The organism is Bacillus sp. ISL-46, assembly GCF_018613205.1.
The window spans coordinates 39,792-51,312 of the sequence record NZ_JAGGQR010000008.1 but is presented as its reverse complement, the minus strand read 5'-3'; the positions used below and the strand labels follow the sequence as shown (position 1 = coordinate 51,312).

The 11,521-nt window shown below is 39.9% G+C and carries 12 protein-coding genes; all 12 read right to left on the bottom strand.

Annotated features, from left to right (window positions below; all coding sequences use genetic code 11):
• Window positions 1-381: 381 nt before the first annotated feature.
• The 12 genes from lysS to hpt all read right to left on the bottom strand — a co-directional run bounded on the left by lysS (window position 382) and on the right by hpt (window position 11,521).
• Complete coding sequence (gene lysS, locus J7E67_RS03295) at window positions 382-1,866, bottom strand: lysine--tRNA ligase (protein WP_214717291.1); 1,485 nt, start codon at window positions 1,864-1,866, stop codon at window positions 382-384.
• A gap of 190 nt (window positions 1,867-2,056) precedes the next feature.
• The gene (gene dusB, locus J7E67_RS03290; protein WP_214731006.1) at window positions 2,057-3,058 is read right to left on the bottom strand and encodes a tRNA dihydrouridine synthase DusB; all 1,002 of its coding nucleotides are present in this window, start codon (window positions 3,056-3,058) and stop codon (window positions 2,057-2,059) included.
• Between the two features lie 27 nt (window positions 3,059-3,085).
• Entirely contained in the window at window positions 3,086-3,292 is a 207-nt protein-coding gene (locus J7E67_RS03285; RefSeq protein WP_214717292.1) for a helix-turn-helix domain-containing protein, read from the bottom strand.
• Window positions 3,244-3,771, bottom strand: coding sequence for a 2-amino-4-hydroxy-6-hydroxymethyldihydropteridine diphosphokinase (folK, locus tag J7E67_RS03280; RefSeq protein ID WP_214717293.1), 528 nt, complete (start codon window positions 3,769-3,771; stop codon window positions 3,244-3,246). Before folK ends, J7E67_RS03285 begins: the two co-directional genes overlap by 49 nt.
• A gap of 2 nt (window positions 3,772-3,773) precedes the next feature.
• Window positions 3,774-4,133, bottom strand: coding sequence for a dihydroneopterin aldolase (folB, locus tag J7E67_RS03275; RefSeq protein WP_214717294.1), 360 nt, complete (start codon window positions 4,131-4,133; stop codon window positions 3,774-3,776).
• The gene (gene folP / locus J7E67_RS03270; RefSeq protein ID WP_214717295.1) at window positions 4,126-4,968 is read right to left on the bottom strand and encodes a dihydropteroate synthase; all 843 of its coding nucleotides are present in this window, start codon (window positions 4,966-4,968) and stop codon (window positions 4,126-4,128) included. The genes folB and folP overlap by 8 nt, the downstream gene beginning before the upstream one ends.
• A 149-nt stretch (window positions 4,969-5,117) precedes the next feature.
• On the bottom strand, window positions 5,118-6,047 hold the full coding sequence (gene cysK / locus J7E67_RS03265; RefSeq protein WP_214717296.1) for a cysteine synthase A: 930 nt from the start codon (window positions 6,045-6,047) through the stop codon (window positions 5,118-5,120).
• Window positions 6,048-6,194: 147 nt separating this feature from the next.
• The gene (locus tag J7E67_RS03260; protein ID WP_214731005.1) at window positions 6,195-7,088 is read right to left on the bottom strand and encodes a peptidyl-prolyl cis-trans isomerase; all 894 of its coding nucleotides are present in this window, start codon (window positions 7,086-7,088) and stop codon (window positions 6,195-6,197) included.
• Window positions 7,089-7,121: 33 nt separating this feature from the next.
• On the bottom strand, window positions 7,122-8,000 hold the full coding sequence (gene hslO, locus J7E67_RS03255; RefSeq protein WP_214731002.1) for an Hsp33 family molecular chaperone HslO: 879 nt from the start codon (window positions 7,998-8,000) through the stop codon (window positions 7,122-7,124).
• A gap of 14 nt (window positions 8,001-8,014) precedes the next feature.
• Complete coding sequence (locus tag J7E67_RS03250; protein ID WP_214717299.1) at window positions 8,015-8,800, bottom strand: type III pantothenate kinase; 786 nt, start codon at window positions 8,798-8,800, stop codon at window positions 8,015-8,017.
• Between the two features lie 109 nt (window positions 8,801-8,909).
• Window positions 8,910-10,850, bottom strand: a complete 1,941-nt coding sequence (ftsH, locus tag J7E67_RS03245; RefSeq protein WP_214717300.1) for an ATP-dependent zinc metalloprotease FtsH — start codon at window positions 10,848-10,850, stop codon at window positions 8,910-8,912.
• Between the two features lie 125 nt (window positions 10,851-10,975).
• Window positions 10,976-11,521: a hypoxanthine phosphoribosyltransferase gene (gene hpt / locus J7E67_RS03240; protein ID WP_214717301.1), complete on the bottom strand. Its 546-nt coding sequence runs from the start codon at window positions 11,519-11,521 to the stop codon at window positions 10,976-10,978.

The following is an 11,521-nucleotide window of genomic DNA, read 5'->3' as shown; positions in this document are numbered from 1 at the left end:
GTCCTGAGCCAGGATCAAACTCTCCAAGAAAGTTGATTAGCTCATTTTGTTACGTTGGCTTAGTTTCTTAATTGAAACTAAAATTTTTGTTTGTTTGCACGATTTTGTTTGTTTAGTTTTCAAAGATCAATTTTCTCTATCGCCTAAAAGCGACTTTATAATCTTACCAAGTTATCAATGTGAAGTCAATAACTTTTTTTATTTCTTTTATCTTGCCATCACTGCCTCGCAGCAACAGATATTAATATACCACCATTAAAGACCTAGTGCAATAGTATTTATTATTTTTTTTATATAAAATTACAAAGTAAAAATATTCTAACTCTTCACGGCTAGAGGCAATAAAAAAAGTGCCAGTGGCACCGGCACTTTTTAAAGATATTACTTATGACGCATTAACGGGAATAACAGTACGTCGCGGATAGATGGTGAATTAGTCAGCAGCATAACTATGCGGTCTATTCCAATTCCTAATCCTCCAGTAGGCGGCATACCATACTCCAGCGCTTCAACGAAGTCATCATCCATCATATGGGCTTCGTCATTCCCTTGTTCGCGTTCCTTTAATTGCGCTTCGAAACGTTCTCTTTGATCAATCGGATCATTAAGCTCTGTAAACGCGTTTGCATGTTCACGCGCTACAATAAATAATTCAAAACGATCTGTAAATCGCGGATCCTCATCATTTTTCTTCGCAAGCGGCGAAATTTCTACTGGATGGCCGTAAATAAACGTAGGCTGGATTAACTTTTCCTCTACTTTTTGCTCAAAGAATTCATTAACAATGTGACCATAAAGCATGTTGTTATTAATTTCGACACCATGTTCTTTAGCAAGTTCACGAGCCTCTTCCACACTCATCTCTTTCCAGAAATCTGCACCCGTGTATTCTTTGATGGCATCAACCATGTGAAGTCTTTTCCATTCCGGTTTAAGGTCTACTTCATATTCCCCATATTGAATTGTAGTGGAACCAACTACTTCTTGAGCAATGTGGGCGATTAAATTCTCAGTAAGACTCATGATATCGCGATAATCTGCGTAGGCTTCGTAAAGTTCAATCATTGTGAATTCTGGGTTATGACGGGTAGAGACCCCTTCATTCCGGAATACACGACCAATTTCATAAACCTTTTCCAGACCCCCGACAATTAACCGCTTTAAGTGAAGCTCAATGGCAATCCTCATAAACAACGGCATATCGAGAGCATTATGATGCGTAATGAACGGACGTGCGGACGCACCCCCAGCGATAGAATGCATCATAGGTGTTTCAACTTCTAAATAACCATGGTCATCTAAATAACGACGCATCGATTGAATAATACGGCTTCTCGCAATAAATGTTGCCTTACTTTCTTGGCTCATAATTAAATCCAAATAACGCTGACGGTAGCGCTGTTCTACATCTTTAAGTCCATGGAACTTATCAGGCAGCGGACGCAATGCCTTTGTTAAGAACACAAAGTTTTCTACCTTTACGGATAGCTCGCCCACCTTTGTTTTAAATAATGTTCCAGTTACCCCAATAATATCCCCTAGGTCAGCGGTATCAAATAGTTTGTAACTCTCTTCACCAATAGCATCCTGACGAACATATACTTGAATTTGACCCGTTAAATCTTGAACATGCGCAAAACCTGCTTTACCTTTTCCACGCTTCGTCATAATTCGGCCTGCTAAAGAAACGGAAAGGTTTTTTGCTTCGATGTCTTCTTTTTCTAATTCTCCATATTGCTCAATCAATTCATTTGTATTGTGTGAACGGTCAAAACGCTTACCAAATGGATCAAGACCATTTTCGCGCATGGTGTTCATTTTTTCACGTCTGACCCTTAATTGGTCATTTAAATCTTCCTGACTCATAAAATCCACTCCAATAATCATTTATTATGTAAAATGCTTTTATTAATCCATCCATTTTTCTACATACTTTATTATTTTACACAAACTTATAGTTTCAGACATCAAAAAAGATCTTAATAAAATAAAAACTGCCAGTTATTTCACTGGCAGCATCCAATTAGTATAGAAAAAGACACTTTAAGTGACAAATTTACCCTACAATCAACTGACTTTGTTCTTTTTTCTCAACTTCTAACACTAAGTCGTTTAATAATGTCACTAAGTGATCTCTTGTTTCACACTCATTAATGGCATTACGAACTTTAGCGTTGCCGCGGACCCCTTTTAAATACCAAGCAGCATGCTTGCGCATTTCGCGAACCGCAATATTTTCATTTTTCAGAGCAATTAAACGGTCAAGATGAAGAATACATACATCAATCTTTTCTCTAACAGTTGGTTGAGGCATTAATATCCCAGATTCTAAATATTGTACGGTACGATAAATCATCCATGGATCTCCTAATGCAGCTCTTCCAATCATGACTCCGTCCACACCAGTTTCCTCGATCATTCGTTTGGCATCCTGTGGTGTCTGGACGTCCCCATTCCCAATCAACGGAATGTTAAGGTTTTGCTTTACTTCACGGATGATATCCCAGTTAGCTTTTCCTTCATACATTTGAACACGCGTTCGGCCATGAAGCGACACAGCTTTACCTCCTGCGCGTTCGACTGCTTGGGCATTTTTAACAGCAAAAATATGCTGTTCATCCCAACCCATCCGCATTTTCACGGTAACAGGCTTTTCCACTTCCGCAACTACCGCAGAAACCATCTCGTAGATTTTATTTGGATCAAGAAGCCATTTTGCCCCCGCATCACATTTAGTGATTTTTGGAACAGGGCAGCCCATATTAATATCGATAATATCAGCATTCGTATTCTTATCAACAAATTTGGCTGCTTCGACAAGTGTTTCCCTTTTGCCGCCAAAAATTTGCAAACTAAGCGGTTTTTCACGCTCATCGATGTAGAGCATATTCATTGTTTTTTCGTTTTTATAAACGATACCTTTATCGCTTACCATCTCTGCACAAACTAAACCAGCACCGAACTCTTTCACCGTTAGACGGAATGCAGAGTTACATACCCCAGCCATTGGAGCTAAAACCACTGGATTCTTCATTTCAATATCGCCAATTTTCAACAGGAAACTACCTCCTATTCTTTGATGAACTTATTCCTTAGGCGTTAAATCATCTATACTTATTTTTAATGAATCCGCAATTCTCTCAAGCAGGTCAACTGCAGGCAGGCGATTTCCTCTTTCAATCTCTCCTAAAATCGATACAGATACACCTAGTTCCTTCGAAAAGCCTTCTTGTGTAAAGCCCTTTAGCTTCCGATAGGCACGAATCCGTCTTCCCCATTTTTCCGCTTCCATATTCGGACTCCTTCTTTATCAGGTAATTCTTCTAACGATGATTCAAGCAATTTATTTATCTTTAAAAATGGACTGTCGTGAATTATCTCTAAAAGTGGAATAATTACAAAAGCCCGTTCTAACATCCTCGGATGTGGAACTATGAGCTTCTCGCTTTCAATATTTTCTTGGTTAAATGTAAGAATGTCAAGGTCTATTGTTCGCGGACCCCACTTTATTTCCCTTTTTCTCCCAAGTTCCAATTCGATTTTTAAGCATAAATCCAGCAATTCCATTGGACTTAATGCCGTCTGAATCTCAATTATCATATTCAAAAATAAGTCTTGGTCTTCATAGCCAACCGGATCTGTTTCGTAAATAGAGGAGTAATTTACCAAATGAAGATCAGAATAGCTTGTTAATTTTTTGATTGCACTCGTTAAATTATCATATCGGTTTCCTAGATTCGAGCCAAGGGCAATAAATGCTGTGTTTTCCACTTTTATCTTCTCCTTGTAATTTCTACTGCAACAGACCTGTAATGGCCTGAAATCGGCGGATTTGGCTTAATCACGGTTACTGTAACCTCGGATACAAGTGGAAACCCCATCAGGACGTTTGAAGCAATGCTTTCTGCAACAGCTTCGACTAACTTATACGGCTGCCCCTCGATTATTTCCTTACATACTTGGTATAACTCAGCATAATTTACTGAGTGCTCCAGTTCATCTGTTTCGCCTGCTTTTTTTAAATCAAGGGAAACGGATAAATCAACCTCAAATCGCTGTCCCAGCCGAGTCTCTTCCGGGAAAACACCATGGTAGCCGTAAAACTCCATTCGATTGACATAAATTTTATCCAATCAGTTCACCCTTTCCCATTAGGGCATCCATCATTTTTGCCATCCTGCTCATTTCCTTGACATCGTGAACACGTATTATGTGGCAGCCCTTTTGGATTCCATAACAAATCGTTGCTCCTGTACCTTCCATTCTTTCGTGAACAGGAAGATCTAATGCCTGTCCAATCACTGTTTTTCTGGATGTCCCTAATAATACTGGATAGCCTAGTTTAACAAATGTATCTAAATTCTGCATAGTTAGCAGATTTTCTTGGTAATCTCTCGCAAAACCGATACCAGGGTCGAGGATAATATTTTCATCCGTTACACCTGCATTTTTAACAATCGTTATACTTTCATAAAGATCATTAATGACATCTCTCATGAAGACCTTATAGTTTCGGTCATGACGATTATGCATAAGCACGATTGGAACACCGTAGTCTGCAGCAATTTGACCCATTTTTTCATCGGCTTTTGCCCCCCATACATCATTGATTATATGGGCTCCTGCTTCAATCGCCTGCTTTGCCACTTCTGCCTTATACGTATCAATCGAGATTGGTACATCGACATGCTTAGCGATTGCCTCAATTACCGGCATTACCCGTTTGAGTTCTTCCTCGAGGGGAACCGCTGCAAAGCCAGGCCGTGTCGATTCACCGCCGATATCAATGATATCAGCCCCATTTGCGACCATTTCTTTTGCTCGTTCCACAGCCATTTCAACATGATTAAATTTGCCGCCATCTGAAAAGGAATCTGGAGTTGCATTTAAAATGCCCATAATAATGGTTTTTTTACTACTATCCAAGGTATATGGTCCACATTTGATTTGTTCTTGAGTTGCTCTCATACCTAATCCTCCTATACAGGCTTTTTTCACTCTTTTTATCATACATGAAATCTTAATTAGTTTACAAAAAAAAGAAGCATCGGCAAGCCGACGCCTCTCTTTAATTGTCTAATTCAAACGCCGCTAAACGTACGTTTCCGCGTTTCTAATTATTCAGCATCATATTGGTAAAGCGCAGTACTTAAATAACGTTCACCGTTATCTGGAATAATTGCTAGAACCTTTTTACCTTTTCCAAGTTTCTTCGCAACTTCTAATGCAGCGTGGATTGCTGCTCCTGAAGAAATACCACCAAGAATTCCTTCTTCTCTAGCTGCACGTCTTGATGCAGCAAATGCTTCTTCCGTTCCAACTTGAATCACTTCATCATAAATATCAGTATTTAGGGTTTCTGGAATAAATCCTGCACCAAGCCCTTGGAGCTTATGCGGGCCAGGTGATCCGCCAGAAAGAACAGGTGAATCTGTTGGTTCAATAGCAACGATTTTTATTTCAGGGAATTTTTCACGAAGAACACTTCCTGCTCCAGAGATCGTTCCTCCAGTTCCGATTCCTGAAACAAATGCATCTAATTGATCCATTTGTTCAACGATTTCTTTACCTGTTGTTCTTCTATGAACTTCAGGATTTGCTTGGTTCTTAAATTGCTGCGGTAAGAAATAACCATGTTCCTGCACTAATTCTTCTGCCTTAGCAATAGCACCCTTCATACCAGCTGGACCAGGTGTTAACACAAGTTCCGCACCGTAAGCACGAAGGAGGTTCCGTCTTTCCAAACTCATCGTTTCAGGCATAACAAAAACGGCCTTGTAACCTTTTGCTGCAGCAATCATAGCTAGTCCAATTCCAGTATTTCCACTTGTAGGCTCAATAATGGTATCGACACCAGGTTTAATTAAACCTTGTTCTTCTGCTGCTTCAATCATAGCTAAAGCGATACGATCCTTTACACTGCTTCCAGGATTAAAATATTCAAGTTTCAAATAAACCTCTGCACTATTTTCATCTACTAATCTGTTTAATTTAACAATAGGCGTTTGACCGACTAAATCGGCAACTGAATTTGCAACACGAACCATTTAGAGCACCCCTATTCCGAGTAATTTGATTGGATTTATATAATTAAACTTACCAGTTTTATACTTAGTTTGTCAATCGTTTTGTTCGCCATTTTTACAATATTTCAAATTTGGGAATGAAAAAACACAGAAGTAACATCTGTGTTTTTAGTTTCCCTCTTTACCGTAAAACCAATCCACCTTAGCATCATCCCAAAAAGTAGAAGCAGTAGCTGGGGATTTCATTTGTTCTAGAGCAATTTGGCGACGAATTTGCTCTTTTACATCTTCAAAGGAATATTTCTTTCCATTTATTTTTCCTTCTAGCTTAATGATTGCATAACCCTGGTCTACCTTAATCGGCATACTGTGGGCGCCTTTCTTTAATTCCTTAGCTATTTGAATATATTGGACCGGATACCTTTCATCTTCCTCACTAAGGTATCCTATATCTCCGCCTTCATTAGCAGAAAATTCCTCGATCGACCGTTCCATCGCTAATGTCGAAAAATCCGAACCTTGTGCTAATTCCTGTAAAGCCTGGTCTGCTTCTTCCTCTGTACTCACAACAATATGTGATAAATGAAAGGCAGGCGGCACATGAAAAAGCTCTTCATTTTTTTTATAATAGTTACTTAATTCATCGTTTGAAACCTCGACATCTTTTGTTAAAAGTTCCTCTAAAAGGAGGTTACTTCGGATTTGTTCCTTCCACTTCTCTTCATTCTTTACGCTCTGTTTACTCAAAGAATTATAGGTGGCTTGCAGCATTCTATATTCACGTTCAACATCTTGATTGCTTATTTTAATTTTATATTTCGCTGCCATTTCCTCTATGACCTTTTGATCGACCATTTCTTTTAAAACATCTTTTCCATATCTAGCTTCTAGTTCATTCAGCCATTCTTGTCTTAGGATTGTTTTTTTTCCGACTGTTGCAACTGCCTCTTCATTCATTACTCCTCCGCCTGCCAGATTTGCCTTTGATAAAAAAAAGGCGATTGTTAGGCAATTAACCATGATCAGGGCCGCAATAACCATCCAAAGTTGCTTCCTCCCCAACGTCTCTCCCCCAATCAGAAAAGCGTAAGCACCTTACTTTGCATCCTTTTTCAGTTCTTCTAATTCATCGCTCGAAAAGAGGTACTTTTCATTGCAAAAGTGACAATGAGCCTCAGCCTGTCCATCTTCTTCAATCATGGCATGGATCTCGGCTGCCCCTAAGCCAACAATCGCATTAGCAAAGCGTTCTTTAGAGCAATTACATTCAAAGCCCACTGGCATCGTTTCTAAGACCTTTACTTGCTCTTTTCCAAAAAGCTCTTCGAGGATTTGTTCTGGTGTTAAACCTCGTTCAATTAATTTGGAAATGGGCTCAATGGTTTTTAATCTTTCTTCCAGATTTGAAATGATGGGTTCCGGTGTCCTAGGCATTAATTGAAAAATAAACCCGCCTGCTGCCAAAATGCTATCATCGGGATTTACTAAAACACCGACACCAACCGAAGAAGGAGTTTGCTCCGATGTCGCAAAATAATACGTAAAGTCTTCTCCTAGTTCACCTGATACCAATGGAACCTGTCCAGAGAAAAAGTCACGAAGCCCTACATCCTTGACAACCGCAAGCGTCCCCTCGGTCCCCACCGCGCGGCGGACATCAAGCTTGCCATTTTCAGTTGATTCAAAATCAACTTCCGGGTTGGTTACATACCCCCGCACTTCCCCTTTGGCATTGCTATCCACAACAATTGGGCCTAGCGGGCCGCCGCCGTTGATTTTAATTGTTAATTTATCCTCACCCTTAAGCATAGCCCCCATCATTACCCCTGCGGTAATCGTACGGCCGAGTGCAGCTGACGCTGTCCGCCAGGTTTGATGACGCCTTTGTGCCTCACTTACTGTTTCTGTTGTACGAACGGCATAGGCTCGAATATTGCCATCATAGGCAAGTGCTTTTACAAGATAATCCTTCATTTGTTAACCCCTTTCTAGCTGTTATTCCTTAGGATATCCACGTTTCTCTTATAGATAAGCTGTAAACCTTTTAAAGTTAAAAATGGATCAACAATATCAATAATGGTTGATTCTTGGGCAATTAAATTAGCTAGTCCGCCTGTCGCAATGACCGTTGGCTTCTTTTCGCTTTGCTCCATCATCCTCTTTACGATGCCCTCTACCTGTCCCACATACCCGTAGACAATACCAGCCTGCATCGCCGCCACGGTATTTTTGCCGATTACCGCTTCAGGGCGGGCTATTTCAATTCTCGGCAATTTTGAAGCTCTCGAATAAAGGGCCTCTGTTGAAATACCCACTCCCGGGGCAATCGCACCACCCATATATTGGCGTTCCTCATTCACATAACAATAAGTTGTTGCGGTTCCAAAATCGACAATAATCAAAGGACTGCCATATTCGTGGATAGCGGCAACAGCATTTACGATTCGGTCCGCCCCAACTTCTCTTGGATTTTCATATTTAATATTTAAACCCGTTTTAATCCCTGGCCCAACAACAAACGGTTTCACATGAAAATACTTTTGACACATTCTTTCCAGCGCAAACATAATTGGTGGAACGACAGAGGAAATAATAATGCCATCAATATCTGAAAAAGAGAGGCCAGCATGATCAAACAATGCTTTAATGTTCATTCCAAACTCATCTTCCGTACGATTTCTATTTGTTTCTACACGCCAATGATATTTAAGTTCCTCACGATCATAAACACCCAGTACAATATTGGTATTCCCTACATCAAATACGAAAATCACATCTATCACTCACTTTTCAGATTATTCTCTTCTATACTGAAAACATAATAACATAAATATGTTTTTTGATAAAAAAAAAGAGCGCTTCAATGAAGCACTCTTTCGACTTTTATTTATTATCTGTTTCATTAGGAGGGTTAAGCGGCTCAACCTCATCCTTTTTCGTATTGATATTAACCTTCACGTCTTCTACTTTTTTCGGACCGATTTTAACGGCTTCTAAAGCGACATTAGGCGCTGGCATATGACCATGGTCAACTAAATATTTAATTTGTTCAGCAACAAGGGTTTCAACTTCAAGTAATGTCTTCGCAATTAGGTCAAGCTTGTCGCGATTTTCTGTCAGAATTACTCTTGCTCGTTCATAACATTCTTTAATGATTCTTTGAACTTCTAAATCGATTTCATATGCAATTGCATCGGAATAATTTTGCTCATTATGAATGTCACGGCCTAAGAAAACCTGGCCGCCTGAACCTTGACCAAACTGAAGCGGTCCAAGCTTTTCACTCATACCGTATTCGGTTACCATCTTACGAGCAATTCCTGTAGCGCGTTGGAAATCGTTGTGGGCTCCAGTACTTACTTCACCAAAGACAATCTCTTCCGCTACACGACCACCGAGTAAACCAACAATTTTATCAAGCAACTCAGGCTTCGTCATAAAGTAACGATCTTCTCTAGGCAGCATGACAGCATATCCGCCTGCCTGCCCACGAGGAACGATGGTAACTTTGTGGACCATGTCGGCTTCATCTAGCACCAAACCAATCACCGTATGGCCGCCCTCATGGAATGCAACGATATTACGTTCCTTTTGGGAAATAACCCTGCTCTTTTTAGCTGGCCCAGCAATTACCCGGTCGGTCGCTTCATCAATATCTTCCATATCGATTTTCTTCTTACTGCTTCGGGCTGCAACTAATGCCGCCTCATTCAATAAGTTCTCTAAGTCAGCACCTGAAAAGCCTGGTGTACGCATGGCAATATTCTTTAAGTTTACAGATTCATCTAACGGTTTATTACGTGCATGTACTTTAAGTACTGCTTCACGTCCGATCACATCCGGACGGTCCACGGTAATTTGTCGGTCGAAACGACCAGGACGTAAAAGGGCTGGATCCAAAATATCGGCACGGTTTGTAGCAGCAATGATGATAATTCCTTCATTTGCCCCAAAACCATCCATTTCAACAAGCAATTGGTTCAAGGTTTGCTCACGTTCATCATGTCCGCCGCCTAGTCCAGCGCCACGTTGACGTCCAACTGCATCAATTTCATCAATAAAAATAATACAAGGTGCATTTTTCTTGGCATTTTCAAATAGATCACGAACACGGGAAGCTCCGACCCCGACAAACATTTCAACGAAATCTGAACCGCTTATCGAGAAAAACGGAACGCCTGCTTCTCCTGCAGTTGCTCTAGCAAGCAATGTTTTACCAGTACCTGGAGGGCCTACTAGAAGCACTCCTTTTGGAATACGGGCACCCAGTTCGGCATATTTCCGCGGATCCTTTAAGAATTCCACCACTTCAACTAATTCTGCTTTTTCTTCATCCGCACCAGCTACATCTCTAAAACGAACCTTTTTCTTATCATCATTATAAAGCTTCGCCTTAGATTTACCAAAGTTCATCACACGGCTGCCGCCGCCTTGGGCTTGGTTTAGTAAGAAGAAAAATAAAATAAAGATAATCACAAACGGAATAATCGATGTAAAGAAAGTCACCCATCCGCTTGTTTCCTTGGCAGGCATTACTTCCACTTTAGAATCAGCTTTATCAATTCGGTCAAGAATCTTTTCGCTGTTTGGAATATAGGTTATGAATTTTTTACTTTTCGCTTCTAACTCACCACGAACCTCATAAACGCCTCGTTCAGGCTGCATTGAAAATGATTTCACTTCGCCATTTTCTAATTGCTTTACAAACTTATCATATGAAATATGATCTGTTTGTTCATTGCTTCCATTAAAGAAACTCACCACGCCAATAATGACTAAAAATATCAATAAATAAAAGATGGTATTACGGAAAATCCGATTCATCTCTTACCTCCTCCCACGATAGGCAAACTATACTAAATGGTATCATAGAAAATCTTACTAATTCAAGGAATTACTCTCATGCTTAAAGCTTTATATGTTGCTTTAATAATGAGCTAATAAGTATCTTAAAGATTATTGCTGTATACTTCAGGTTTTAAGACACCGATATATGGAAGGTTTCGATATTTTTCAATATAATCCAAGCCATATCCAACAACAAATTCATCTGGCACAATAAAACAAACATAATCAGCTTTAATTGCACTTTTTCTACCTGTTGGTTTATCGAGCAATGTTACAATCTTGATCGATTTTGCTTTCCGATATTTAAATAGGTCAACCAAATAACTAAGTGTTAGACCGCTATCGATAATATCCTCGATGATTAGAATGTCTCTGCCTTCTACAGATGTATCTAGGTCCTTGAGGATTTTTACTTCTCCGGAAGAAACAAGCCCAGTTCCGTAGCTGGAAACATCCATAAAGTCCATTTCAAGGTAGCAATCCATCCGTTTTAATAAATCAGCCATAAACGGCATTGCACCTTTTAGAACACCTATGGCAAGCGGGAATCGATCCTGATACTCTTCCGTTAACTGTCCAGCTAACTCCCGGATTTTAATTTGAATCTCTTCTTCTGTTACTAAGACCTTTTCAATATCCTGTTTCAT

Bases quoted from the DNA above. Each gene is read 5' to 3' on its own strand.
- lysS (WP_214717291.1), bottom strand. From the start codon at position 1,866: ATGAGTCAGGAAGATTTAAATGACCAATTAAGGGTCAGACGTGAAAAA.
- J7E67_RS03285 (WP_214717292.1), bottom strand. From the start codon at position 3,292: ATGGAAGCGGAAAAATGGGGAAGACGGATTCGTGCCTATCGGAAGCTA.
- folP (WP_214717295.1), bottom strand. From the start codon at position 4,968: ATGAGAGCAACTCAAGAACAAATCAAATGTGGACCATATACCTTGGAT.
- cysK (WP_214717296.1), bottom strand. From the start codon at position 6,047: ATGGTTCGTGTTGCAAATTCAGTTGCCGATTTAGTCGGTCAAACGCCT.
- hslO (WP_214731002.1), bottom strand. From the start codon at position 8,000: ATGAAGGATTATCTTGTAAAAGCACTTGCCTATGATGGCAATATTCGA.
- ftsH (WP_214717300.1), bottom strand. From the start codon at position 10,850: ATGAATCGGATTTTCCGTAATACCATCTTTTATTTATTGATATTTTTA.
- hpt (WP_214717301.1), bottom strand. From the start codon at position 11,521: ATGAAACAGGATATTGAAAAGGTCTTAGTAACAGAAGAAGAGATTCAA.